The following is a 25,120-nucleotide window of genomic DNA, read 5'->3' as shown; positions in this document are numbered from 1 at the left end:
GGTGGCGTCGCTTGAGATTGAACAATTTTTAAACGAGCAAAAACAGGCTGTTGAGGCGGCATTGTCTCGCTACATTGCTCAGCTTCATGGTCCGGAGACGCTGAAAAAAGCGATGGCTTACTCGCTTGAAGCCGGCGGCAAGCGCATTCGCCCGCTCTTGTTGTTGTCAACGATTCAAGCGCTCGGCCAAAATCCGTCGCTCGGCCTGCCGGTGGCTTGCGCGATTGAAATGATCCATACGTATTCGCTTATCCATGACGATTTGCCGAGCATGGACAATGATGATTTACGGCGCGGCAAGCCGACAAACCATAAAGTGTTTGGTGAGGCGATGGCCATTTTGGCGGGAGATGGGCTGTTGACGTACGCGTTTCAATTGATCGCCGAGATCCATGATGAACGTGTGCCTGTTGATGTCCGACTGCAGTTGATCGCAGAGCTGGCGAAAGCGGCTGGCCCGGAAGGGATGGTGGCCGGGCAAGTCGCTGATATGGAAGGAGAAGGAAAAACACTGGCGCTCGCCGAACTGGAATACATCCACCGTCACAAAACCGGAAAAATGCTGCAATATAGTGTGCATGCCGGGGCGCTACTCGGTGGCGCCGATGCCCGGCAAATGCGCGAGCTTAACGAATTTGCCGCTCATTTAGGTCTCGCCTTTCAAATTCGTGACGATATTCTTGACATTGAAGGAACGGAAGAGAAAATTGGAAAACGGGTCGGCAGCGACCGTGAAAATCATAAGGCCACCTACCCGGCGCTGCTGTCGCTTGCCGGTGCAAAAGAAAAACTGGCGTTTCATATTGATGCGGCGAAGCGTCATTTACAGCAAGCTGATGTTGATGGTGCCACGCTCGCCTATATTTGCGAACTTGTCGCTGTCCGCGACCACTAATCATGAGACAGCCGCCTTCGCTCCGCGTTTGTTTTGATTCGGAACCGAAGGCGGCTGTTTTTTGTTCTCCGTTCGACAAGTAGGTGCCACAACTCCCCGCCCGATTCTTTCTGCATTTCTTTTGTGCTATACTCACAGAACGGACGGCATGGCCTTGCTTCATCGGCAAAAGTCGATTTTTCGTGCCGAATCATGTATAATAATACTACCTGTATCATGGGAGAACCGGCTCGGAGAACGACCAAATGAAAGCGAGTGATCTTGTTGGACTTAACGAAAATTGAACATCCGCGCGTGGTAAAAACCATGTCGATTCCCCAGCTGAAACAGTTAAGCGCCGATATCCGGCGATTTTTAATTGAAAAGCTGTCGAAAACAGGCGGACATATCGGTCCAAATTTAGGGGTCGTCGAGCTGACGATCGCCCTTCATCGGGAGTTTGACAGCCCGAAAGATAAGCTCATTTGGGACGTCGGCCATCAGTCGTACGTGCATAAAATTTTGACCGGGCGCGCCGCCGAGTTTGATACGCTTCGGCAATATAAAGGGCTGTCGGGGTTTCCGAAGCGGAGTGAAAGCGAGCATGATGTCTGGGAAACCGGTCATAGCTCGACATCGCTGTCGGCAGCGATGGGAATGGCGATCGCCCGCGATTTGAAAGGGACGGATGAATACATTGTGCCGATTATCGGCGATGGAGCGTTGACCGGTGGGATGGCGCTTGAGGCGCTCAACCATATCGGTCATGAAAAAACGGATATGATCGTGATCTTAAACGATAATGAAATGTCCATCGCCCCGAACGTCGGAGCGTTGCACAACATTCTTGGCCGACTGCGCACCGCCGGCAAATACCAATGGGTCAAGGACGAGCTCGAACTGTTGCTCAAACGCATTCCGGCGGTCGGCGGCAAGTTGGCGGCGACCGCTGAGCGGTTGAAGGACAGTTTAAAGTACTTGCTCGTTTCCGGCGTGTTTTTTGAGGAGCTTGGGTTTACGTATTTAGGTCCGGTTGACGGCCACGATTTTGAGGATTTGCTTGAAAACTTGCGCTATGCGAAGAAGGTGAAAGGCCCGGTTCTTGTGCACGTGATCACGAAAAAAGGGAAAGGCTACAGCCCGGCAGAAAATGACAAAGTCGGCACGTGGCACGGCACAGGGCCATACAAAATCGAAACTGGCACCTTTGTCAAGACAAAAGAAGGGGGACCGTCATGGAGCGGGCTGGTCAGTGAAACAGTACGCCGGATTGCCCGCACTGACCCGCGCATTGTCGCCATTACACCGGCGATGCCGGTTGGTTCGAAGCTTGAAGGGTTTGCGAGCGAATTTCCGGATCGGATGTTTGATGTTGGCATCGCCGAACAGCATGCGACGACGCTTGCGGCCGGACTGGCAACGCAAGGGATGAAACCGTTTTTGGCCATTTACTCGACGTTTTTGCAGCGGGCATATGATCAAGTGGTTCATGACGTATGCCGGCAAAATTTAAACGTCTTTTTCGCCATTGACCGCGCCGGACTTGTCGGTGCTGACGGCGAAACACATCAAGGGGTGTTTGACATCGCCTTTTTGCGCCATGTGCCGAACCTTGTTTTGATGATGCCAAAGGATGAAAACGAAGGCCAGCATATGGTGTACACTGCCCTCCGCTATGATGACGGGCCGATCGCCATGCGTTTTCCGCGCGGTAACGGACTTGGCGTTCCGCTTGATGAGGAACTGAAAGAAATTCCGATCGGCACATGGGAGGTGCTGCGCGACGGCAGCGATGCGGTGATTTTAACGTTTGGGACGACGATTTCGATGGCGCTTGAGGCGGCTGAACAGTTGGCGAGAGACGGCGTGTCGGTGAAAGTCGTCAATGCCCGCTTTCTGAAGCCGATGGATGAAGCGATGCTTCACGAATTGCTCGAGAGCCGTCTGCCGATATTAACGATTGAAGAGGCGGTCTTGCAAGGCGGTTTTGGCAGTTCCGTGCTTGAATTTGCCCATGACCATGGCTACCACCAGGCGGTCATTGAACGGATGGGCATTCCTGATCGCTTTATCGAGCATGGAAGTGTCAGCGAGCTGCTGGACGAAATCGGGCTGACGGCAGCCCATGTCGCTGATCGCATCAAAACGATTATGCCAAGAAAACAGAAAAGGGCTTGAGAAAGATGAAAGGAAAGAAAGAACGGCTCGATGTGTTGCTTGTTGAACGCGGGTTGGTAGAAACGCGGGAAAAGGCGAAGCGGGCCATCATGGCCGGGCTTGTCTATTCAAACGACATCCGGCTCGAGAAACCCGGAGAAAAAGTGCCGGCTGACATCCCGCTTGAGGTGAAAGGCAATCCGCTTCCATACGTCAGCCGCGGCGGCTTAAAATTGGAAAAAGCGTTGCGTGAGTTTCAGATCAGCGTTGAAAATAAAATTGTGCTCGATATCGGCGCGTCGACTGGCGGATTTACTGATTGTGCTTTACAACACGGGGCGAAGTTATCGTACGCCGTTGACGTCGGCTATAACCAGCTCGCGTGGAAGCTTCGTCAGGACGAGCGTGTCGTTGTCATGGAGCGAACGAACTTCCGTTACGTGACGCCGGATTTGTTTACAAAAGGGATGCCGGAAGTAGCGGTTATTGACGTATCATTCATTTCGCTTCGACTCATTTTGCCTGTCGTTAAGACGGTTATTGTGCCGGGCGGTGATGTGATCGCCCTCGTCAAGCCGCAGTTTGAAGCCGGCAAGGAAAACGTCGGCAAAAAAGGGATCGTCCGCGATCCGGATGTCCATCGGGAAGTGCTTGAGTCGATCGTTCAATTTGCCTGTGCCGAAGGGTTCGATATCCTCCATTTGTCTTATTCGCCGATCACCGGCGGCGACGGCAACATTGAGTTTTTGCTTCATGTTGTCTATTCTGGGGGAGAGAAAGGCGAAAATCGTCTTTCGGCGCCGATCGCCCATATCGTGAACGAGGCGCACGATCGCTTGCGGACCGGACAACGAGAATCAGATGCTAAATAAGCGTCTTCTGTGAAAAAGGTGGGCCCCTGCAGGGCGGAACGGGCAGAAAACCTGCATCTTTGAACATAAGGAGGTGGCTCGATTTGAACAAAGGGCAACGGCATATAAAAATTCGCGAAATTATTATGAACAGCGACATCGAAACGCAAGACGAGCTCGTCGACCGGCTGAAAGAAGCGGGCTTTAACGTTACTCAAGCGACCGTATCGCGCGATATTAAAGAGATGCAGCTCGTCAAAGTGCCGATGGCTAACGGCCGCTATAAATACAGCCTTCCGTCCGATCAGCGCTTCAATCCGTTGCAGAAGCTGAAACGGGCGCTTGTCGACGTGTTCATTAAGCTAGATGGAACCGGCAACTTGCTCGTGCTGCGGACGTTGCCGGGCAACGCTCACGCCATCGGTGTCTTGCTCGACAATTTGGATTGGGGTGAAATCGTCGGCACGATTTGCGGTGACGATACGTGCCTCATTATTTGCCGGACGCCGAAAGATGCAAAAAAAGTGTCCAACCAGCTGCTGTCAATGCTCTGACCGAGGACCGGCCCGACGTTCCCCCCGTGCTAGGGAGAAGGAAAACGGGAACGGTCCTCAATTATGAACGTGAACACATGTTCGATAACAAGAATGAAGATGGACAACATACGCGCCATTCGAACGTTCAAGGGGTGATGGGATGCTCGCCGAGCTGTCGATTAAAAATTTCGCGATCATTGAATCGCTATCTTTGTCCTTTGACAAAGGACTGACAGTGTTAACCGGCGAAACAGGGGCTGGTAAATCGATCATCATTGATGCGATTCATCTATTGATCGGCGGGCGCGGTTCCGCCGAATTTGTCCGTTTCGGCGCGGAAAAGGCAGAAATCGAAGGGCTGTTTTTGCTTGATGATGACCGCCACCCATGTTGCCAAAAGTGCGCTGAGGTCGGCATCGATGTGAGCGAAGGAATGGTCGTTTTGCGCCGCGACATTTTGGCTAACGGCAAAAGCGTCTGCCGCATTAACGGCAAGCTGGTGACAACCGCCATATTGCGGGAAGTTGGAGCGACGCTTGTCGATATTCACGGTCAGCATGAACATCAAGAGCTGATGGATCCATCGCGTCATTTACCGCTTCTTGATGAATTCGGCGGTGCGGAGATGGCGGAGGCGCTCGCACGCTACCGCGCTGTCTATGAACAGCATGAAGCGTTGGTGAAAAAATTAAAAAAGCTGAGTGAAAATGAACAGCAAATGGCGCATCGACTTGATTTATTGACATTTCAGCTGCGCGAAATCGAACAGGCCACACTCGAGCTCGGAGAAGACGAACGGCTGATGGAAGAAAAAGTGCGCATTGTCAACTTTCAAAAGATATACAGTGCCATCCAAAAAAGCTATGAAGCGCTCTCCGGTGAAGGACGCGGCCTTGATTCGATCGGGGAAGCGATGGGCCACCTCGATGATGTCGCCGCGATGGATGCTGCGCTGAAGGAGGCGTACGAAACAGTTGCCAACAGCTACTACTTGCTTGAAGAAGTGATGTACAAGCTGCGCGACCAGCTCGAGGAGCTTGAGTATGACCCGGCGCGGCTTGACGCCATCGAAAGCCGCCTCGCTGAAATCCAGCAGTTAAAACGAAAATACGGCGCAACGATCGCTGATATTTTGCAATATGCTGAGGCGATTGCTGAGGAAATCGAGACGATTGAAAACCGTGAGACCCATGTGCATGAACTTGAGCGACAGCTTGCAGCAGTGACAAGCGATTTGCTGATGGAGGCGGAAAACGTGACCAACGTTCGCCGCACTTACGCCCGGGAGCTGATTGAACGCATTCACCAAGAGTTAAAAGATTTGTACATGGAGAAGACGCAGTTTGACATCATCTTTGCGAAACGTGAAGGACCACTCGATGCTCCATTGGTTGATGGCGTGCCGGTTAAGTTTCACGAAGATGGCATCGACGTCGTTGAGTTTTACATTTCGACGAACGTCGGCGAGCCGTTGAAACCGCTCGCTAAAGTTGCTTCGGGCGGTGAATTGTCACGGATTATGTTAGCGTTGAAAACGATTTTTTCCAAACATCAAGGGGTGACGTCGATTATTTTCGACGAGGTGGATACAGGCGTCAGCGGTCGTGTTGCCCAAGCGATCGCCGAAAAAATTTACCGCATTGCCAGCGGTTCACAAGTGCTTTGCATTTCTCACCTGCCGCAAGTGGCTGCCATGGCGGACACGCATTTATTCATCGCCAAAGAAACGGACGGAACGCGGACGAAAACAGTGGTGAAAAAGTTGGATGAGGAGGAGAAGGTGAAAGAAATCGGGCGAATGATTTCCGGCGTCGAAATGACGGAGTTGACAAAACAGCATGCCAAAGAACTGTTAGAACTGGCGGCCAAAATGAAACAATAACATTTACTTCCAGACCGTGTACGGTTGCTTGATTTGTGCTGAGTCTTTCCCTCACCAAGCCGTCTGATTTGACGGCAGGCGTTTGATGTGCTGCTGGGATGTAATGCTATCCATCCTAGGCAGCTTTTTTTATTCGTGCCGCGATTATATTTTCCCCTGTTCAGGCAAAATTAAAACTGTAACCGTTTTTGTATGGTGTAGGCGGGAGCGAGGAGAGTGAACGACATTGAATAGAGAAACGGCGCGAAAAATGATAGGAGTGCTTCTCCTTGGGATATTGATGGTCATCGGTTTTTCCAAGCCAATGAAAGAATATTGGCAAATTCCGAAACAGCTTGTGCTGTTTGAAGGAGACGCGGTCAAGTTTGAAGCCGCCTCTCTTCCGGTGCAAGCAACCGCCAATGACCGAAACGCTCCCGAAACGCTCGAAGTTGAGCGAAAAAACGGTTCGTTGTCTGTAAAAGCGAAACAAAGCGGACAGGAAACAATGGTTTTGCAAGTTGCAGGGATGCCGGTTAAGCAAGTGGATGTCAACGTGTTGCCAACGCTGAAAGTCGTTCCCGGCGGGCAATCGATCGGTGTGAAACTCAATACGGTCGGTGTTCTTGTCGTTGGTTACCATCTCGTGGAAACCGAAAACGGAAAAAAATCGCCGGGGGAAGCGGCTGGTATTCAAGTTGGCGATATCATTACCGGCATTAATGGTAAAAAAATTGAAAACATGAGTGACCTCTCCCCTTTCATTGAGGAAGCTGGCAAAACAGGAAAACCGCTTCATCTGCAAATTCTGCGCGACCAGCATTCCATGACAACGAAGCTCGTTCCACTGAAAGATAAGCATGACGACGTGTACCGCATCGGTTTATACATCCGCGATTCTGCCGCTGGCATCGGGACGATGACATTTTATGACCCGAAATCGAAAAAATATGGCGCACTCGGCCATGTCATTTCCGATATGGATACGAAAAAACCGATTGTTGTCCAAGACGGACAAATTATGAGCTCGACCGTTACGTCTATTGAAAAGGGGACGAGCGGCAATCCAGGGGAAAAATTAGCTCGCTTCTCCGATGGCGGGGAAGTCATTGGTACCATTACGAATAACAGTCCGTTTGGCATTTTTGGCAAACTGACAAAATCGTTGCCAGATGGCCCGATTACGAATCCGATTCCGGTCGCATTGGCGAGTCAGGTGAAAGAAGGGCCGGCGAAAATGTTGACGGTGGTGGAGAATGACAAAGTCGAACAATTTGATGTGGAAATTGTTAACACCATTCCGCAAAAATTCCCGGCGACAAAAGGGCTTGTCATTCGCGTCACCGACCCGCGGCTGTTGAAGAAAACGGGCGGTATCGTCCAAGGGATGAGCGGCAGTCCAATTATTCAAGATGGAAAGCTCGTTGGTGCAGTGACGCATGTTTTTGTCAACGATCCGACATCGGGCTATGGTGTCCATATCGAATGGATGTTGCAGGAAGCAGGAATCGATTTATATGGCAAACAAAGAAAAGCGAGCTGACCGAGTCGGCTCGCTTTTTTGGTCGTTGCAAAATTTTTTTCAAAAAAGGCGGCAAAATTTTTGCTGATTTGGCATAGATATTTGGTGAAACATCCGTTAAAATGAAACGTGTAAAGATTTTTCGACAAATAAGCATTTTTTGGAAGCGAATGTTGTCTAATAGGCTCGCTTTTTGTTATAATTTTTATTTTTTGCTAATTGATGAAAAATAAAAGGATTTTTTGCCACTGTTGTCGAATGTACGTTAACGGAATATTACATAGCAAGAAAAAATGGGGGAGGACGATTGGTTTGAGCATTAAAGTGTGCATTGCCGACGATAACCGTGAATTGGTGACGTTGCTTGATGAATATATTTCGAATCAGTCGGACATGGAAGTGATTGGTACAGCATATAACGGCCAAGACTGCTTGCATATGCTTGAAGAGAAGCAGCCGGACATTTTGATTTTGGATATCATTATGCCACATTTGGACGGGTTGGCCGTGCTTGAGAAAGTTCGTACTAGCTTTGAGCACCAGCCGAACGTTATCATGTTGACGGCGTTTGGTCAGGAAGATGTGACGAAAAAAGCGGTCGAACTCGGCGCTTCCTATTTTATTTTAAAACCGTTTGATATGGAAAATTTAGTTCATCATATCCGACAAATTTACGGAAAAACCGCACCGGCTGCTAAAAAAGTAGCCCCGGCGTATCAAGCGCGCGACAATAAGCCGAAAAACTTGGATGCGAGCATTACGAGCATCATCCATGAAATCGGCGTCCCTGCCCATATTAAAGGGTATTTGTATTTGCGCGAGGCGATCGCCATGGTGTATCACGACATCGAATTGCTCGGTTCGATCACTAAAGTGCTGTATCCTGATATCGCTAAAAAATACAACACGACCGCCAGCCGCGTCGAGCGAGCCATCCGTCATGCGATTGAAGTTGCATGGAGCCGAGGCAACCTCGAATCGATTTCCTCGCTGTTCGGCTACACTGTCAGCGTCTCGAAAGCGAAGCCGACGAATTCCGAATTTATCGCGATGGTAGCCGACAAGCTAAGATTGGAACATAAGGCGTCGTAACGATGAGAGAAAATCATGGCATGACGTCAGGTGTCCCATGGATGGGACACCTTTTCCTGTTGATGATGCACAATGCGGTTCAAGGCCGGTGATTCGCCTAGTGTGCCAAAGGCGTTTCGTTTTGCCTTCTCTTATTTGTATTTATACCAAGCGATCCAGCCCTTTTCTTGATGTTTGGCTACAAATATGACTCCTTCCGACAAACTTGCACTAGGCAGCAATTTAGGGAAACGGAGTTTGACGACCCATGAATGTTGGGCGATTGGTTTGCCGCATAACGATTCGGCCATTTGAACATAAGGGGTTTTTGATTCAGCGAGCATCAGCGCTTCTTCCACTTCCCATTCACTGTACTCTTTCCCCGGATAAAGCGAAGGGATTATCGTTTTTAATGCGTGAAGAAGTTCCGGTTTGTCTGCCGAAGAAACGGGCGCGAGTTCCGAAGCATTGGGACACTGTTCGCCTGCATAGGAGTGCGTCGGATAGGCATAGAACAAAATTGAAACAAACGACAATATCAAAAAATAAACCATGAGAAGATGTTTTTTCATCTATCATCACCCCATGGTTTATATTCCCCAAATATGTAAAGAGCATAACTGTTCCATCACGCTGTTCATCGGAAAAGGGTGGAAAAGTTTAAACACAACGGTGATGGCACTCGAGTTTTTCGCATTGGGATGCCAAATGGTTAGGATGGGTCATGTTCGTTTTCCTTTTTCTCGAGCTCGAGCAGTTTTTGCATTAAAATGTGCGGGGGCATATGCATCACCCGTTCAATCGGGATTCCGAGCGCTTTAGCTAGTTTTTGCGCCGTTTCCAATGAAATTTTCAGCGGTTGCATCATGTTCACCTCATTTCATCATACATTAGTTTTAGTATAACGAATGATCGTCGGCGTCGGCTAGTCCTGTTGGCCGAACGGTCATTATACACGAAAGGGAGAAGACGAATGACACTGATTTTTGCCCATCGTGGCGCGGCCGGAACTCACCCGGAAAACACGATGGTGGCGTTTCGCGAAGCGGAAAGAGTAGGGGCTGACGGCATTGAATTGGATGTACAGCTCACCAAAGACGGTGAAATCGTCGTTATTCATGACGAGACAGTCGATCGGACGACCGACGGAAGTGGCTGGGTGCATGACATGACGTACCGCGATTTGCGCAAGTTGAACGCAGCGGCGAAATGGGGAGGCCGATACGGACATTGCCCAATTCCTCATTTGGAAGAAGTGCTCGCTTGGCTCGAACCGACAAAGCTTTTCATTAACATTGAGTTGAAAAATAACCGCATTCCCTATGAAATGCTCGAACAAAAAACGATCGCCCTTGTTCGCCGCTATGGGCTTGAGAAACGGACAATTTTTTCATCGTTCAACCATAACAGCATGCGTTTTTGCCGAATGGTTGCGCCGGAGATCGAAACAGCGCTTCTTTATATGGAGCCGCTCTACGACCCGTGGACGTATGTCAAGGTGATGAAAGCAGACGGGTTGCATCCGTACTATCGGACAGTGACGGCTACATTTGTTGCGAATGCGCAACGTCGCGGGCTGGCTGTTCGGCCGTTTACGATCAATAAGCCGGAAGCGATGAAAACAATGTTTGCCTACGGGGTTGATGCTATTTTTACCGACCATCCTCGCCGTGCGAAAGAATGGAAGGAAAAACGCCTTAACGAATGACCGTTAAGGCGTTTTTCGTTTGCGTTGAAAACGAGCTTGCACTTTGTTTCGTTTCCGGTCACGGTGCAACAAAAAACCGCCGATAAATGCCAAACCGGCAGCAAACAGCGCAAGCCCGGCGAGAAATTGCAGCCATAAGGCGGCAAACGGCGGCTGTATCACGCCAAATAGCGCATCGCGCATCCATTTAATGCCGAGCGCTGCCGCCAAGCCGGGGACAACTAAAATCAACAGCGCAATCATTCGCTCCATCGCAATCGTGTTCCTTTCCAAAAAGAAGTCGCTTCATCGACTATCATAGCGGTTATCGACTGTTTGTCAAGGAAAGAAAAAACAAGTATGATAAAAATGCCTGCAAAATTTGGCATGAAATAAAGAGTGGTGAACCGTGATGAAAAAAGTGATCATTATTGGTGCCGATGCGCGGGGGACGTCATTGCTGAAACTGCTTCATGAAGCCTCGGGATTTGCCGTCATGGCGGTGATTGATGTCGATGACAATGCCCCAGGGCTGCAGCTGGCGCGGAAGTGGGGCATCGTTGCCGCCAATGACTGGCGTCCGTGGATGGATAAACCACTTGACTTGATTATTGAAACAACCGGCAGGGCGGACGTCCTTGAAGAGATCCGCCAGTTGGCGCCCAAAGGGGCGAACATCGTTCCAAGTGCGGTTGCGAGAATGATGGCCGAGCTCGTCGAAGAAAAGGAAGCACTGATTGCTGAACTGAAAAGCGAGGCGACTCGGCGTGCACTCATTTTTCACTCGTCCCACGATGGCATGATAGTCGTTGATGAATATGCTTACATTACCGATATGAATGAAAGCGCTGCTGAGCTGCTTGAGGTGGATAAAGACAAAGTCATTGGCGAGCACATTTTATCGGTCTTGCCATCAAGCGGTTTACCGCGTGTGCTGAAAACGAGGCAGACGGAGTTTCACCAAGAAGTGGAGTTGGCTAATGGAAAAAAATTGATTACCACCCGCATCCCGATTATCGACGAGAGCGGGAAGTTGTTTGGAGCGCTTGCCGTATTCAAAGATATTACTGAACTGGTCGCTTTAGCCGAAGAAATCACGGACTTAAAAGAAATGCGCATGATGCTTGAAGCGATTATTCATTCGTCGGAAGAAGCGATCTCAGTCGTTGATGAAAACGGGAATGGCATTTTGATCAACCCAGCGTATACTCGTCTCACCGGCTTGACGAAAGAGGAAGTGATCGGAAAGCCAGCGACCGCCGACATCGCCGAAGGAGAAAGCATGCATATGCAAGTGTTGAAAACGCGCCGGCCAGTGCGCGGAGTGCGCATGAAAGTCGGCCCTAAAAACCGCGACGTTGTCGTCAATGTTGCCCCGATCATTGTTGATGGCGTATTAAAAGGGAGTGTCGGCGTCATTCATGACGTGTCGGAAATCCAGCGGCTAACGGCTGAACTGAACCGGGCGCGGCAAATTATTCGCACGCTCGAGGCGAAATATTCGTTTGCCGATATTATCGGTGAAGCCGACGAGATGAAAGTGGCGATTGAGCAGGCGAAACTGGCAGCGAAAACGCCTGTGACGATTTTGCTGCGCGGCGAATCAGGGACAGGTAAAGAGCTGTTTGCCCATGCCATTCATAATGCCAGCGATCGGAAGTATAACAAGTTTATCCGTGTCAATTGTGCAGCCATTCCGGAAACATTATTAGAGAGCGAACTATTTGGCTATGAAGAAGGGGCGTTTTCCGGCGCGAGGCGCGGCGGAAAACGCGGGTTGTTTGAAGAAGCAAACAACGGAAGTATTTTTCTCGATGAAATTGGTGAATTGTCAGCGAGCACGCAAGCGAAGCTACTTCGCGTCTTGCAAGAGAGAGAAATTGTTCGCGTTGGCGGAACGAAGCCGATTCCGATCAATGTTCGCGTCATTGCCGCGACGAATGTCAATTTAGAAAAAGCGATTGCCGACGGCACATTTCGCGAAGACTTATATTACCGGCTCAATCGGATGCCCATTTATATCCCGCCGCTGCGTGCCCGCAAAGAAGACATTCCGGCTCTTTGCCGACACTTGATCCAAAAGCTGAACCAAGATTACGGCCGCAACGTCGAAGGGGTGACGAACGAAGCGATGGCACGGCTTTTGGCCTATGATTGGCCAGGGAACGTCCGCGAACTTGAAAATGTGCTCGGACGGGCGATGATTTTCATGAAGTTTCACGAGGTGATGATCGATGTTGAGCATTTGCCGCCCCTTGCCACACCATCGCCGACGACAGTGTCCCGCGTCGAAGCGGAAGAACCGCTTCGGCCGCTTGATGAGATGGTCGGTGAGTACGAGGCGCGTTTGTTAGAGCGGGCGCTCCGACGTTATCATGGCAATAAAACAGCGACTGCCCGGGCACTCGGCATTTCAGTGCGCAACTTGTACTATAAATTAGAAAAATACGGACTTGACAAAAAAAGCATGCAGTAATTTTCATACAATGAAAAAAGTTGCATAATTTCATTCTCATGCAATTGTTATTTTTAAGCGCTTTCACACTTTTGTAATTGGCACGGTTTTTGCATATAAAAAAGTGCCGCACGATTTGCAGAAAAGGTTGGTGCAGACGATGAAGTTGAGATCATTAATCGAAGAGGCAAGCCAATGCCAAGGCCAGACGGTGGCGGTGGCAGCGGCGGAAGATGAAGAAGTCATCGAAGCGGTGGCGATGGCGCTTGAACATCGCCTCGGTCGGTTCGTGTTGTACGGTGACCGTGAGCGGATCGGCCGCTTGCTGAAAGAAAAGGGGTGCACGCGCTCTTCCGATGTCGAGATTGTCCACGCGAATTCAATCGGTCAAGCGGCGGAGCTTGCCGTGCGCGCCGTTCATTTGAACGAGGCCGACGCATTGATGAAAGGGCACGTGCCGACAGCGACGCTCCTGAAGGCGGTGCTCAATAAAGAGTACGGGCTACGCACTGGGAGAGTTCTTTCTCATGTCGCTGTCTTTGACGTACCGGCGGCAGATCGGCCCATCATCGTGACGGATGCGGCCATGAACATCGCGCCCGATTTGGAGCAAAAAGTGCAAATTGTGAATAACGCTGTCAGCGTGGCACGATCGATCGGCATTGAGAAGCCGAAAGTGGCGGCCTTGGCGGCGGTGGAAACAGTCAATCCGGCCATGCCGGCAACGCTTGATGCCGCTGCGCTTGCTATGATGCAAAAGCGAGGACAAATCAGCGATTGCTTGATTGATGGACCGCTTGCATTAGACAATGCTGTGTCCATGACGGCAGCAAAGCATAAGCGGATTGAGAGCGATGTGGCTGGACAGGCTGACATTTTGCTTGTTCCTGACATTGAATCCGGCAATATGTTGTATAAGTCGCTGATCTATTTTGCAAACGCACAGGTTGGAGCGGTCATCGCTGGAGCGAAGGCGCCAATCGTTTTGACGTCGCGTGCCGACTCGGCGGAAAGCAAATTATATTCGCTCGCTCTTGCGATCTGTTCGGCAACAAAATGAATGGAGGAGGCCATCAAAGATGGAATTGTTTAAATATATGGAAACGTATGATTACGAACAAGTGCTGTTTTGTCAAGATAAAGAATCGGGGTTGAAAGCGATCATCGCTATTCACGATACGACACTTGGCCCGGCATTGGGTGGTACGCGCATGTGGATGTACAATTCGGAAGAGGAAGCGCTCGAAGATGCGTTGCGCCTCGCCCGCGGCATGACGTACAAAAACGCGGCAGCCGGTCTTAACTTAGGCGGCGGCAAAACGGTCATCATCGGCGATCCACGTAAAGATAAAAATGAAGCGATGTTCCGTGCGTTCGGCCGTTTCATTCAAGGATTGAATGGTCGCTATATCACGGCTGAAGACGTCGGTACGACGGTTGCCGATATGGATATCATCTATCAAGAGACAGATTACGTCACTGGCATTTCACCGGAGTTCGGTTCATCTGGCAACCCATCGCCAATGACGGCTTACGGTGTTTATCGTGGAATGAAGGCGGCGGTAAAAGAAGCGTTCGGCAGTGATTCGCTCGAAGGAAAAGTTGTTGCCGTCCAAGGGGTTGGCAATGTCGCCTACCACTTGTGCCGTCATTTGCATGAAGAAGGCGCTCAACTTATCGTTACCGACATTAACAAAGAAGCGGTGGCCCGTGCCGTTGAGGAATTTGGTGCGAAAGCGGTCGACCCGAATGACATTTATGGTGTGGAGTGCGACATTTTTGCTCCGTGCGCACTTGGCGGTATCATCAATGATCAAACGATTCCGCAACTGAAAGCGAAAGTGATTGCTGGATCGGCGAACAACCAACTGCGCGAGGCGCGGCATGGCGATATCATCCATGAAATGGGCATCGTTTATGCTCCGGACTATGTGATCAACGCCGGCGGCGTCATTAATGTCGCTGATGAGCTTTACGGCTACAATCGCGAACGGGCGATGAAAAAAGTGGAACAAATTTACGATAACATTGAAAAAGTGTTTGCGATCGCTAAGCGTGATAACATTCCGACTTATGTTGCGGCCGATCGGATGGCTGAAGAACGGATCGAAACGATGCGCAAGTCGCGCAGCCAATTTTTACAAAACGGCCATCATATTTTAAGCCGCCGCAGCCGTTAACAGCGGCAAGGGGCGGTTCTCCGCCCCGCTGGCGGCAAACGGAGGGACAAACAACGATGCAAGAGCAGAAGTTCCGTATTTTAACAATCAATCCAGGTTCGACCTCAACGAAAATAGGGGTATTTGAAAATGAACGGCCGCTATTGGAAAAAACGATCCGCCACGATGCGGAGACGCTTCGGCAATATAAGACCATCATCGATCAGTATGAGTTTCGTAAGCAAACGATTTTAGCCGCTTTAGATGAAGAAGGGATCAACTTATCGAAATTAAGCGCCGTCTGCGGTCGTGGAGGGCTTCTCCGTCCGATTGAAGGCGGAACGTACCGTGTCAATGAGGCTATGCTTGAAGATTTGCGCCGCGGTTACTCCGGACAGCATGCGTCCAACCTTGGCGGCATTTTGGCGCATGAGATTGCCTCGGCGTTAAACATTCCGGCGTTTATCGTTGACCCGGTTGTCGTCGATGAGCTTGAGCCGATCGCCCGGGTCAGCGGCTTTCCACTCATTGAGCGGCGCAGCATTTTCCATGCTTTAAACCAAAAGGCCGTCGCGCGCCGTGTTGCCCGGCAGCTTGGTAAGCGGTATGATGAGTTGAACTTGATCGTCGCCCATATGGGCGGCGGCATTACGGTAGGCGCTCATAAGCAGGGACGGGTTGTCGACGTCAATAACGGTCTCGACGGGGAAGGGCCGTTCAGTCCGGAACGGGCTGGAACGGTGCCGGCTGGTGATTTGGTCGCTCTATGTTTTTCAGGTGAATATTACCGCGATGAGATCATGAGCATGCTTGTCGGCCGCGGCGGTCTTGTCGGCCATCTTGGCACGAACGATGCGGTGAAAGTCGAAAAAATGATTGAAGCCGGGGACGAGCAGGCGAAACTGGTGTATGAGGCGATGGCGTACCAAGTGGCAAAAGAAATCGGCGCGGCAAGCGCGGTGCTAGCTGGCAAAGTTGACGCCATTGTTTTGACCGGTGGACTAGCATACGGCAAATCGTTCGTCGAACAAATTATCCGCCGTGTCCAATGGATCGCTGATGTTATCGTCCACCCGGGTGAAAATGAACTGCAGGCGCTCGCTGAAGGCGCATTACGCGTCTTGTGTGGCGAGGAGGAGGAAAAAACGTATCTAGGTGAAGCGGCTTCGCCGGTTTTAGCCCGGCGTTGATGCGGCAACGGACAGAAAGGGGAAGGCAAGATGGCAAAAGAATACGATGTTGTCATTCTCGGCGGAGGCACGGGCGGCTATGTGGCGGCCATTCGCGCATCGCAGCTCGGTTTGAAAACGGCAGTCGTCGAAAAAGGAAAGCTCGGTGGCACGTGTCTGCACGCCGGTTGCATTCCATCGAAAGCGCTGCTCCGAAGCGCCGAAGTGTACGCACAAACGAAACAAGGTGAGACGTTCGGCGTCATCGCTGGTGATGTGCGCCTCGATTTTGCCAAAGTGCAGGCGCGCAAAGCGGCCATTGTTGACCAACTCCATAAAGGCGTTCAGCACTTAATGAAAAAAGGAAAGATCGATGTGTATGCTGGGACGGGCCGTCTGCTAGGTCCATCGATCTTTTCGCCGCTGCCGGGAACGGTGTCGGTGGAAATGAACGACGGCAGCGAAAACGAAATGCTCGTCCCGAAATTCGTCGTTATCGCCACCGGCTCGCGGCCGCGCACGCTGCCGGGGTTGGAGGTGGACGGCGAACTTGTCATAACGTCCGACGAGGCGCTGCAAATGGAGACGCTCCCGTCGTCCATTTTAATCGTTGGCGGCGGGGTGATCGGCATGGAATGGGCGTCGATGTTGAATGACTTTGGGGTTGACGTCACGGTGTTAGAGTATGCAGACCGCATTTTGCCGACGGAAGATGAAGATGTGTCAAAAGAAATGGAAAAACTGCTCCGCCGCCGTGGCGTTACGATTGTCACCGGGGCGAAAGTGCTGCCGGAAACATTGGAAAAAGGAAACGGCGTGACCATCCAGGCGGAACATAACGGCGAACGGAAAACATTCACGGCCGACAAGATGCTTGTTTCCGTCGGACGGCAAGCAAACATTGAAGGAATCGGTCTCGAAAACACCGACATCGTCATTGAAAATGGCTATATTCAAACGAATGAGTTTGGTCAAACGAAAGAGGCGCATATTTACGCGATTGGCGATGTTATCGGTGGCTTGCAGCTCGCCCATGTCGCCGCTCATGAAGGCATCGTTGCTATCGAACATTTGGCAGGGCACAATCCGGTGCCGATCGATTACGCGATGGTGCCACGCTGCATTTACACTCGGCCGGAAGCCGCGGCAGTTGGTTTGACGGAACAAGAAGCGAAAGCGAAAGGCTATGACGTCAAAGTCGGCAAGTTTCCGTTTAAAGCGATTGGCAAGGCGCTTGTGTTCGGGGAAGCAGAGGGATTCGTCAAATTCATCGCCGACCGGAATACGGACGACTTGCTTGGCGTTCATATGGTTGGGCCACATGTGACCGACTTGATTTCCGAAGCGGGACTCGCCCGTGTGCTTGATGCTGCTCCGTGGGAAGTGGCGCATGCGATCCATCCGCACCCGACACTCTCCGAAGCATTGGCAGAAGCTGCGCTTGCCGTCGATGGCCGAGCCATTCACTTTTAATTTTGCCGCATGAGGACGAAAGATTGGCAACAGGCAGCTTACATAATGAGCTGCAATGGATTTTTAATTAAGGGAGGTTGTTCCGATGGCGCAAAACCGTCACCAAGCGCTCGGATTAAGCGATGACACTGTGTTGCAAATGTACGAAACGATGCTTCTCGCCCGCAAGCTCGATGAGCGGATGTGGCTGTTAAACCGCGCTGGGAAAATTCCGTTTGTCATCTCGTGCCAAGGGCAAGAAGCAGCGCAAGTCGGCGCGGCGTTTGCTCTTGACCGGACGAAAGACTACATCTTGCCATATTATCGCGATATGGGCGTTGTCTTGACGTTCGGTATGACGCCGACGGAATTGATGCTTGCCGCGTTTGCTAAAGCGGAAGACCCGAACTCCGGTGGCCGACAAATGCCGGGCCATTTCGGGCAAAAGAAAAACCGAATCGTCACCGGTTCCTCGCCTGTGACGACACAAGTGCCACATGCAGTTGGTTTTGCTTTGGCGGCGAAAATGGAAAAGAAAGATTTTGTCGCCTTCGTCACGTTCGGGGAAGGATCGTCGAACCAAGGCGACTTCCATGAAGGAGCAAACTTTGCCGGCGTTCATAAACTCCCTGTCATCTTTATGTGCGAAAACAACAAGTACGCCATTTCCGTGCCGATTTCGAAACAATTGGCGTGCGAAAAAGTATCCGACCGCGCCATTGGCTATGGCATGCCGGGCTATACGGTCGATGGCACGGACCCGCTTGAAGTGTACCGCGTCGTCAAGGAAGCGGCTGACCGCGCTCGCCGCGGTGAAGGGCCGACGCTCATTGAGGCGGTGACATACCGATTGACGTCGCACTCGTCCGATGACGATCACCGCGTCTACCGGACTGAGGAAGAATTGGCTGAAGCACGCGCCAAAGATCCGATCGTCTCGTTTGCCAATTACTTAAAAGAAGTCGGTGTCTTAACTGATGCGCTTGATGAAGACATTCAAGCACGTGTCATGAAACAAGTGAACGAAGCGACTGACTATGCGGAAAAAGCACCGTACGCCGAGCCGGAACATGCGCTTCGCTACGTGTATGCCGAGGAGTAAGGGGGAATTAGACGATGCCTGTTATTTCATATATTGATGCGGTCACGATGGCTATTCGCGAAGAGATGGAACGCGATTCGCGCGTGTTTGTATTAGGGGAAGACGTCGGGCGAAAAGGCGGGGTGTTTAAAGCGACGCAAGGATTGTATGAGCAATTTGGCGAAGAGCGCGTCATCGACACGCCGCTTGCCGAATCGGCGATTGTCGGTGTCGGCATCGGTGCGGCGATGTATGGCTTGCGCCCGATTGCCGAAATTCAGTTTGCGGATTTCATCATGCCTGCAGTTAACCAAATTATTTCTGAAGCGGCGCGCATCCGTTATCGTTCCAACAATGACTGGAACTGCCCGATTGTCATCCGTGCCCCGTACGGCGGTGGGGTACATGGCGCTTTGTACCATTCACAGTCGGTAGAAGCGGTGTTCGCCAACCAGCCAGGGCTGAAAATCGTCATGCCGTCAACGCCATACGATGTGAAAGGGTTGCTGAAAGCAGCAATTCGCGATGAAGATCCAGTGATCTTTTTTGAGCATAAGCGCGCTTATCGTCTCATTAAAGGGGAAGTGCCGGAAGACGACTATGTATTGCCGATCGGCAAAGCCGATGTCAAACGCGAAGGCGATGACATCACGGTGATCACATATGGGCTTTGTGTTCACTTCGCCTTGCAGGCAGCTGAACGCGTCGCCCAAGACGGCATTTCGGTCCATCTGTTGGATTTGCGCACCGTTTACCCGTTAGATAAAGAAGCGATTATCGAAGCAGCAAGTAAAACCGGGAAAGTGCTGCTCATTACGGAAGACAATAAAGAAGGCAGCGTCATGAGTGAAGTCGCCGCCATCATCGCTGAACATTGCTTGTTTGATCTCGATGCGCCGATTATGCGCCTTGCCGGTCCAGATGTTCCGGCGATGCCGTATGCGCCGACGATGGAAAAATTCTTTATGGTCAACCCGGAAAAAGTGGAAAAAGCGATGCGCGAATTAGCGGCATTTTAATGCGTGAATAAAAGACGTCTCCCGCTTCGAAGAAATCGCAAAGTGGGGAATGTTGGTTCGGTGCCGCCTGACATTGTGGAACAGAAGGAAATCCATGGAGGAGTCCCATCCCGTGAAGAGGTTCCCCCCCTGCCCAAAGCGGATGTGGCGGGGGATGTCACGGCAAAGACATTGCAACAGAGATAGGAGGGTATCGATGTGGCCATCGAACAATTGACGATGCCTCAGCTCGGGGAAAGTGTTACGGAAGGCACAATCAGTAAATGGCTCGTTTCCCCGGGCGACAAAGTGAACAAATACGATCCGGTTGCCGAAGTGATGACTGATAAAGTGAGCGCGGAAATTCCGTCGTCATTTGCCGGCGTCATCCGCGAGTTGATCGCCAAAGAAGGAGAAACGTTGCCGGTCGGCGCCCCGATTTGCACAATCGAAGTCGAAGGCGCTGCACCAGCTCCGGAAGCGAAGCCGACGGAAGAGACAGCAGGAACGAAAACGGAAAATGAAAACAAAGCTCCCGCGGCCAAACAGGCTGGCAAGGCCAACAACGGCCGTTACTCCCCGGCTGTGCTCCGTTTGGCCCAAGAACATGGAATTGACCTTGAACAAGTCAAAGGCACTGGTCTTGGCGGGCGAGTGACGCGCAAAGATTTGCTTAAGTTGATCGAGTCCGGCCAAATTCCGAAAGCGGAAGCGGCAGAACAGGCGGCACCAAAGGTCGAGACGACAGCTCCGGACGTCGCTCCATCTCAGCCGGCTGCTGCCGCACAAACCGCGCCGGTGACGACGTCGACGAAGCCAGCGGTGCCAACGATCGAAGTAGGAGCGGGCGATATCGAAATTCCGGTCACCCCGGTGCGCAAAGCGATCGCCGCGAACATGCTCCGAAGCAAGCACGAAGCGCCGCACGCATGGACGATGGTCGAAGTCGACGTGACGAACCTTGTCGCTTATCGCGATGCCATCAAAGACGAATTCAAGCGGCGTGAAGGCTTCAACTTGACGTACTTTGCCTTTTTCGTCAAAGCGGTCGCTCAAGCGTTGAAAGAATTCCCGCAGCTGAATTCGGTGTGGGCCGGCGATAAAATCATCCAGCGCAAGGACATCAACATCTCGATTGCCGTCGCGACCGATGATGCGTTGTTCGTTCCGGTCATCAAGCACGCCGATGAGAAAACGATCAAGGGGATTGCCCGCGAAATCGCCGAACTGGCAGCGAAAACGCGCGCCGGCAAACTCCGTCCGGAAGATATGCAAGGCGGCACGTTCACCGTCAACAACACTGGCGCGTTTGGCTCAGTGCAGTCAATGGGTATTATCAACTACCCGCAAGCTGCCATTTTGCAAGTGGAAACAATCGTCAAACGCCCGGTCGTGAAAGACGGCATGATTGCCATCCGCGACATGGTCAACTTGTGCCTGTCGCTTGACCACCGCGTCCTAGACGGTCTCGTTTGCGGCCGCTTCCTCGCCCGTGTCAAAGCGATTTTGGAAAACATGAACAAAGACAATACACCGGTTTATTAACGGTCCCCCCCCCCATCGCCATCGGTGGCGATGGGGGTTTTTGCATGGTACGATTTCAAACTTCTTTCACAAATGTCATGTATAATGGAAACAGAAGTCCATGTACGAAGGGGAAGCCATAGATGAAACGAGCGAGCGTGTGGGTGCTTTGTATATGCTTATGGGTCATCAGTGGTTGTGCCAAACCATCGTTTCCACCGATAGACAACTCGCTTTCTGTCGTTATCAGCCTTGATGTGAAAGGGGAAACGGTCACCTTTTTGAATGCGAAAAACGGGAGAGTCATCGCTCGTTGGAAAATCAACAAACCGTTCCGCGGCGGCGCGCTAAGCCCGGACAGGCGGACGCTTCTGTTGTACGGCCCTGATTTGGATCGGGTCTATCGCTACAATCTTGCCACCGGGAAGCAGCTTGACGAGTGGAAAACGGGGAGCGGCATCATCAGTGCCACCGCTACGCCGGATGGCAGCACATGGTTTTTTGGCGACAACCAACACCATGCGGTTCGTGTATGGAGCGAGAATGGCAAGGAACTCACCCGCCTGCGCGTCGGCCATTCTCCACTCACCCTTCTTATTAATGACGCTGGAACGGAGCTGTACGCCATCGATTTTCAAGCTGGCCGCACCTTTGTCATTGATGCAGTCCACCATCGCCTCATTCGTTCGTTCGCCGTGCCGAAGATGGCGCTGGGCGGACTCGTGCGCGAGCAGCAAGGGGAGCTTTGGGTTGGCGGGCACGGCAGCGGAAGTCGTGTGGAAACGAACATCCATGTCTATTCGCTGCCAGACGGCCGGTTGCGGCAGATGATCGCCGCCCCGGTCATGCCGATTGATTTTATTGAAACAGACCGCGGTGTGTTTGTATTAAGCCACGGCTCCAACACCATGCACCGATTTGCGCCGGACGGAAACCGGCTTGCTTCCATGTCCGTCGGCGCCAACCCGTTTGCCATGGAAGCGGCAGGAGGCCGTTTGTATATTGCGAGTTATGACAGCGATGAAATCGTCGTGGTCGACGAGGCGACGTTGCGGCCGCTCGCTCGTTGGAAAACAGGGGATGGACCGCTGCAACTGCTGATTCGGGAGGGACGAACGTGAGTGAACGGACCGTTTTAATCGTGGATGACGAAGAGGAGATGCGGCTGTTAGTCAGCATGTATTTGGAAAACGCCGGCTTTTGCTGTTTGGAAGCCGGAGACGGTGACGAAGCGTTGACGGTGTTGGCGCGTCGTTCGGTTGATGCGATTTTGCTTGATGTGATGATGCCAAACCAAGACGGCTTTTCCGTCTGTGCCCGCATTCGCGAGCAGTCGGATGTGCCGATTTTGTTTTTGACCGCCCTCGGCGAAGAGTGGGATAAAGTGAAAGGATTCAAGCTCGGCGGCGATGATTATATCGTCAAGCCGTTCAGCCCGGGTGAGCTCATTGCCCGCCTTGAGGCGGTGCTGCGCCGGACGTGGCGCGGTCGCGAGCGCGATGGACAGCTACAATTTGGCAACCTTGCGATCGATGAAAAAGGGCGGAAGGTGACCGTTGGGAGCGAGCCGGTGAGGTTGACGTTAAAAGAGTTTGAACTGTTGCTGTTTTTGGCCAAGCACCACGGTCAAGTGTTCAGCCGCGACGATTTGCTCGTCAACGTGTGGGGATATGATTACACAGGAAATGCCCGCACGGTCGATACGCACGTGAAGACGCTGCGCATGAAACTGAAAGACGCTGGCCGCTATATTCAAACGGTATGGGGCATCGGCTACAAATTTGAGGGATGAGTGATGAAACGGCTTCGTTTAGGGCAAAAAGTATGGCTGTCGATCGGAGCGGCGATCTTCGTGACGCTGGCGTTTTCATTTTTGCTGTTAAATTACTTTTACCGAACGGTGTACGTGAAAGAAGTCGAACGAATGTTGATTGCTGAAGGGACAAGCCTAGCTCATGATTATCGAGGAGGGACGGTCACCGAGGCCTATCGGCGTCAAATCGAATGGTATGACGAAAAATCAACGGCAACGATCTTGTTGATTGACAATCCGCGCGAATTGAGCGCTTGTTGGCCGTTTCCGGTCCATTATGACGCGTTAGTCAGCGGTCGCGATCGGGAAACGCTGCTGCACGGCAAGCCGGTGATCAAAACGGGGTATGAAAAGCGCTTCGACCGCCGTGTGATGGCGGTTGTCGTCCCGCTTCTTGATGAGAAGCGACTTGAGGGAGCGATTTATTTGTATATGCCCCTCGCCGACGTTCAAGAAGCAACCAAACGGGCAGCCGCCGCGTTTTGGCCGTTTGCTGCCTTGTTCGCTGCCGCGTTGTTGTTCGTTGGCAAGCGAATGGTGCGCCAAATGACCGAGCCGCTCCAAGCGATGGAAAAAGCGGCTGGACGTATGGCGAAAGGGGATTATGGCGCAGCCATTTCAGTGCGCACGGACGATGAGATCGGCCGTCTCGCTCAAGCGTTTAACCAAATGGCGGACGCCATCGCCAAAGAAGACGAGCGAAAGCGTGAATTTTTAGCGAACGTCTCGCACGAATTACGCACGCCGTTAAGCTATATAAAAGGCTACAGTGAAGCGCTCCTCTCCGGCCTGGCGAGAACGAAGGAAGAAGAACAGTCGCACCTTCGCCTCATCCACCGTGAAACGGAACGGATGGAGCGGCTCGTCCGCGACTTGCTCGATTTGGCTCAACTTGAAGGGCAAAGCGTGCCGCTCGAGCGCGCTCCAGTGGCGTTCGCCCAAGTGATCGAGGATGTCATGGACATGTATCGCCCAATCATAACCCAAAAACGGCTGACACTCACGTGCGACCTCGACTATGAGCTTATCGTTGACGGCGATGCCGATCGGCTCGAACAAGTCGTGCGCAATTTACTCGACAACGCCATCCGCTACACCCCGGAAGGCGGCGCGGTGACGGTGCGGCTTTCCCGTTTTTCAGACACAGAAGGCGAACTCGTGATCCGAGATACGGGCAAAGGCATCCCGAAAGACCAGCTTCCGCTTCTCGGCCAGCGCTTTTTCCGCGTCGACCGCGCCCGCACCCGCAAAGAAGGAGGCACTGGCTTAGGGCTTGCCATCGTCAAACAAATTGTCGCCCTTCATGGCGGTGCGATTCAGTTCGACAGCGACCTCGGCCAAGGAACGACCGTATCTGTCCGCCTGCCGCTCGTTCAAGAAGAGGAATAAGGGTTCTAAACGTGGAAGTTTCAATGTGTCTCATCCATGACCTGGTGGATCAAGTAGTGGAAGTTGATTTATGTGAGAAAATAGAGGGCGTTGGAGTTTTGTGGAATTTACAAATCGGGACGATATCTTTTCCATTTGTTGAAGGACTTTGTGATCGATTGACGAAACGTTTTCCGGAATAGAAGGTAGGTGAAAATCAGCCGTTTGCCTTCCAGCAATCTTGGGGAAAAGAAACATGAGGGCATGTAGTTTCTTAAATTGAAAAACTAAATGAACTTATCCTCATTTTCCGTTAAGTAACCAGTTTCCTAGGGTGTCTCGAAAGCAATGAGACACCTTTTTTACATGGAAGACTGGTAAAACTCAACTTTTTGACCATACCAATGGAACAGAACCAACCAAGTTTCTCGAATTGAGAAATAAAAAAAGCGATTCCTCATTCGGCAACAGGGATGAGGTTATGAAATCGCTGACTATATCAATTCAAAAATGGTTCACTAACCTTTTTTGGTTCACATACG

General features: G+C 51.6%; 22 protein-coding genes. 19 read left to right on the top strand and 3 right to left on the bottom strand.

Features of this window, described 5'->3' with window-relative positions:
• Position 1 precedes the first annotated feature (1 nt).
• The 7 genes from IC804_RS03820 (at position 2) to spo0A (ending at position 8,893) form a co-directional block, all read left to right on the top strand.
• Positions 2-895, top strand: coding sequence for a polyprenyl synthetase family protein (locus tag IC804_RS03820; protein WP_008879803.1), 894 nt, complete (start codon positions 2-4; stop codon positions 893-895).
• 264 nt (positions 896-1,159) lie between these two features.
• Positions 1,160-3,052 carry a 1-deoxy-D-xylulose-5-phosphate synthase gene (dxs, locus tag IC804_RS03815; protein ID WP_011887782.1) on the top strand — a complete coding sequence of 631 codons (1,893 nt, stop codon included), beginning with the start codon at positions 1,160-1,162 and terminating at the stop codon, positions 3,050-3,052.
• Between the two features lie 5 nt (positions 3,053-3,057).
• A complete protein-coding gene (locus IC804_RS03810; protein ID WP_008879801.1) occupies positions 3,058-3,903 on the top strand; it encodes a TlyA family RNA methyltransferase in 846 nt (281 codons plus the stop codon).
• Between the two features lie 83 nt (positions 3,904-3,986).
• Positions 3,987-4,436 carry a transcriptional regulator AhrC/ArgR gene (gene ahrC, locus IC804_RS03805; RefSeq protein ID WP_008879800.1) on the top strand — a complete coding sequence of 150 codons (450 nt, stop codon included), beginning with the start codon at positions 3,987-3,989 and terminating at the stop codon, positions 4,434-4,436.
• Between the two features lie 142 nt (positions 4,437-4,578).
• Positions 4,579-6,300: a DNA repair protein RecN gene (recN, locus tag IC804_RS03800; RefSeq protein WP_008879799.1), complete on the top strand. Its 1,722-nt coding sequence runs from the start codon at positions 4,579-4,581 to the stop codon at positions 6,298-6,300.
• Positions 6,301-6,526: 226 nt separating this feature from the next.
• Positions 6,527-7,822 carry a SpoIVB peptidase gene (gene spoIVB, locus IC804_RS03795; RefSeq protein ID WP_081157287.1) on the top strand — a complete coding sequence of 432 codons (1,296 nt, stop codon included), beginning with the start codon at positions 6,527-6,529 and terminating at the stop codon, positions 7,820-7,822.
• A gap of 291 nt (positions 7,823-8,113) precedes the next feature.
• A complete protein-coding gene (gene spo0A / locus IC804_RS03790) occupies positions 8,114-8,893 on the top strand; it encodes a sporulation transcription factor Spo0A (RefSeq protein WP_008879797.1) in 780 nt (259 codons plus the stop codon).
• Positions 8,894-9,024: 131 nt separating this feature from the next.
• Here the strand turns inward: spo0A and IC804_RS03785 are convergent, their stop codons facing one another.
• Both IC804_RS03785 and IC804_RS03780 read right to left on the bottom strand, forming a co-directional pair.
• Positions 9,025-9,444, bottom strand: a complete 420-nt coding sequence (locus IC804_RS03785; protein WP_029761059.1) for a hypothetical protein — start codon at positions 9,442-9,444, stop codon at positions 9,025-9,027.
• Between the two features lie 140 nt (positions 9,445-9,584).
• Positions 9,585-9,737: a YycC family protein gene (locus IC804_RS03780; RefSeq protein ID WP_078172643.1), complete on the bottom strand. Its 153-nt coding sequence runs from the start codon at positions 9,735-9,737 to the stop codon at positions 9,585-9,587.
• 108 nt (positions 9,738-9,845) lie between these two features.
• Between IC804_RS03780 and IC804_RS03775 the strand changes: the two genes are divergently transcribed.
• Positions 9,846-10,580: a glycerophosphodiester phosphodiesterase gene (locus tag IC804_RS03775; protein ID WP_011887777.1), complete on the top strand. Its 735-nt coding sequence runs from the start codon at positions 9,846-9,848 to the stop codon at positions 10,578-10,580.
• 3 nt (positions 10,581-10,583) lie between these two features.
• On the opposite strand, the gene IC804_RS03770 is transcribed toward IC804_RS03775, so the two are convergent.
• Positions 10,584-10,832 (bottom strand): DUF2627 domain-containing protein, encoded by a 249-nt coding sequence (locus IC804_RS03770; RefSeq protein ID WP_008879793.1) that lies wholly within the window; start codon positions 10,830-10,832, stop codon positions 10,584-10,586.
• Positions 10,833-10,971: 139 nt separating this feature from the next.
• Here IC804_RS03770 and IC804_RS03765 point away from each other — a divergent pair, with 139 nt between their 5' ends.
• From IC804_RS03765 to IC804_RS03715, 11 genes are all read left to right on the top strand, one after another.
• The gene (locus IC804_RS03765; protein WP_008879792.1) at positions 10,972-13,035 is read left to right on the top strand and encodes a sigma-54-dependent Fis family transcriptional regulator; all 2,064 of its coding nucleotides are present in this window, start codon (positions 10,972-10,974) and stop codon (positions 13,033-13,035) included.
• 139 nt (positions 13,036-13,174) lie between these two features.
• A complete protein-coding gene (yqiS, locus tag IC804_RS03760; protein WP_008879791.1) occupies positions 13,175-14,074 on the top strand; it encodes a phosphate butyryltransferase in 900 nt (299 codons plus the stop codon).
• A gap of 19 nt (positions 14,075-14,093) precedes the next feature.
• Positions 14,094-15,194 (top strand): leucine dehydrogenase, encoded by a 1,101-nt coding sequence (locus IC804_RS03755; RefSeq protein WP_008879790.1) that lies wholly within the window; start codon positions 14,094-14,096, stop codon positions 15,192-15,194.
• Positions 15,195-15,250: 56 nt separating this feature from the next.
• Positions 15,251-16,363, top strand: coding sequence for a butyrate kinase (buk, locus tag IC804_RS03750; protein ID WP_008879789.1), 1,113 nt, complete (start codon positions 15,251-15,253; stop codon positions 16,361-16,363).
• A gap of 30 nt (positions 16,364-16,393) precedes the next feature.
• A complete protein-coding gene (gene lpdA / locus IC804_RS03745; RefSeq protein WP_008879788.1) occupies positions 16,394-17,815 on the top strand; it encodes a dihydrolipoyl dehydrogenase in 1,422 nt (473 codons plus the stop codon).
• A gap of 85 nt (positions 17,816-17,900) precedes the next feature.
• Positions 17,901-18,896, top strand: a complete 996-nt coding sequence (locus IC804_RS03740) for a thiamine pyrophosphate-dependent dehydrogenase E1 component subunit alpha (protein ID WP_008879787.1) — start codon at positions 17,901-17,903, stop codon at positions 18,894-18,896.
• 14 nt (positions 18,897-18,910) lie between these two features.
• Complete coding sequence (locus IC804_RS03735; protein ID WP_008879786.1) at positions 18,911-19,894, top strand: alpha-ketoacid dehydrogenase subunit beta; 984 nt, start codon at positions 18,911-18,913, stop codon at positions 19,892-19,894.
• A 198-nt stretch (positions 19,895-20,092) separates the two neighbouring features.
• Positions 20,093-21,418, top strand: coding sequence for a dihydrolipoamide acetyltransferase family protein (locus tag IC804_RS03730; RefSeq protein WP_008879785.1), 1,326 nt, complete (start codon positions 20,093-20,095; stop codon positions 21,416-21,418).
• A gap of 122 nt (positions 21,419-21,540) precedes the next feature.
• Positions 21,541-22,518 (top strand): YncE family protein, encoded by a 978-nt coding sequence (locus IC804_RS03725; RefSeq protein WP_081157286.1) that lies wholly within the window; start codon positions 21,541-21,543, stop codon positions 22,516-22,518.
• Positions 22,515-23,189 (top strand): response regulator transcription factor, encoded by a 675-nt coding sequence (locus tag IC804_RS03720; RefSeq protein WP_008879783.1) that lies wholly within the window; start codon positions 22,515-22,517, stop codon positions 23,187-23,189. The genes IC804_RS03725 and IC804_RS03720 overlap by 4 nt, the downstream gene beginning before the upstream one ends.
• Before the next feature lie 3 nt (positions 23,190-23,192).
• The gene (locus IC804_RS03715; protein ID WP_008879782.1) at positions 23,193-24,599 is read left to right on the top strand and encodes a sensor histidine kinase; all 1,407 of its coding nucleotides are present in this window, start codon (positions 23,193-23,195) and stop codon (positions 24,597-24,599) included.
• Positions 24,600-25,120 lie beyond the last annotated feature (521 nt).

The organism is Geobacillus sp. 47C-IIb (genome assembly GCF_014679705.1).
In the GTDB taxonomy this organism is placed as follows: Bacteria; Bacillota; Bacilli; order Bacillales; family Anoxybacillaceae; genus Geobacillus; species Geobacillus thermodenitrificans.
The sequence above is the reverse complement of the archived record's forward strand: the minus strand, read 5'-3'. Positions and strand labels throughout refer to the sequence as shown.